Consider the following 1,139-nt stretch of genomic DNA (forward strand, 5'->3'; position numbering starts at 1 on the left):
TTACGATATTACCCATAAAAATTGTCCGGCGCCATGGGTAAAGGATTCCAAGGTGTTTGAAGACTTCAAACAACGAGTAAAGGCTAAAATGAGTCCACCTAAAGCCAATGTGTCATATTACACGGTGAAACCTGGAGATACACTGTCTGGAATCGCGGCAAAAAACAAAACGACAGTAGCCACTTTACAGAAACTCAACAACATCAAGAATCCGAATATAATTCGTGTCGGACAAAAAATACGCATAAAGTAATCCCTTGCCACTCGGCAGGGGATTTTTTTGTTTTTATAGGAGAGGATTGGTCGGTTCTTTCTTGTTGGGGCCTGTGGGGCTGCTTGCTGGCCTGTCCGCAAAAACGAAAGGCGTTCATGTTGTGGCGATCAAATTCAAAGACGGAAAGAAAAGTTTATTAGAAGTCAATGAAAAAATTTATGCAGCTCTAATGAAAAATTTGTTTTAAACAAGAACCTACCCGCTTTGAGTAGGTTCTTTCTTTATCCATATCTCATTGATCGGCATCCCTAGTTCCTCACAGATTGCATAGGCTACATTGAACGATGGTAGCTGCTTGTCGTTAACGATGGCGCTTAGCGTTCCAGGGCTAATATTGATCCTCTTAGCAAATTCCCCGTGTTTAATGCTTTCTTGGGCTAGGATCACCTTTAACATGCATTTATATCCAGTCATCGAATCCCCTCCAGTTTTTCATTTCGCCGTAAGGTCGTTCTGATCCTCCAGAAAAGGATAAGATGTATCGGAATTTTTTTCGATGGACAAGATAAACGGACAACTACTGGCACATAGACTCATAACACAAAAGCCACACAGTAGCAAAACTTTCCCTTCACTTCATTAGGCGTCCCAGTATCACTCTCTCGACAGGATTTCGAAACTGTTTATTTTCACTTCAGTCACTTTTTCTACACTGTTCTTCTAGTGCACTTGTACGAGCGAAATGCCTCATGTACCAAGAAATCCAGCGTTTGTTAGGAGGAGCGAAGCGACGACGAGGGAGGAGGGGGAGCGCGAGGGGGAGGAAACCGAAAATACAGGAGGTGAGAGACGATGATTTTTAAACGTCAGACGGAAATCATCCCGTTTGGGGAGTTTATGGCTAAAAAACGGACGAAGGCGAAGC

At 43.1% G+C, this 1,139-nt stretch carries 3 protein-coding genes; 2 read left to right on the forward strand and 1 reads right to left on the reverse strand.

Annotated elements, in window-relative coordinates; genetic code table 11:
* Both VU18_RS02230 and VU18_RS18795 read left to right on the forward strand, forming a co-directional pair.
* Positions 1-253 (forward strand): LysM domain-containing protein (locus VU18_RS02230; protein WP_047757581.1); only part of this gene is annotated, 253 nt, incomplete at its 5' end.
* 61 nt (positions 254-314) lie between these two features.
* A complete protein-coding gene (locus tag VU18_RS18795) occupies positions 315-461 on the forward strand; it encodes a hypothetical protein (RefSeq protein ID WP_236687251.1) in 147 nt (48 codons plus the stop codon).
* Between the two features lie 8 nt (positions 462-469).
* Here the strand turns inward: VU18_RS18795 and VU18_RS02240 are convergent, their stop codons facing one another.
* Positions 470-688, reverse strand: a complete 219-nt coding sequence (locus VU18_RS02240) for a helix-turn-helix transcriptional regulator (protein WP_011230055.1) — start codon at positions 686-688, stop codon at positions 470-472.
* Positions 689-1,139: the final 451 nt, after the last annotated feature.

It is taken from the genome of Geobacillus sp. ZGt-1, from assembly GCF_001026865.1.
Classification (GTDB): domain Bacteria; phylum Bacillota; class Bacilli; order Bacillales; family Anoxybacillaceae; genus Geobacillus; species Geobacillus thermoleovorans.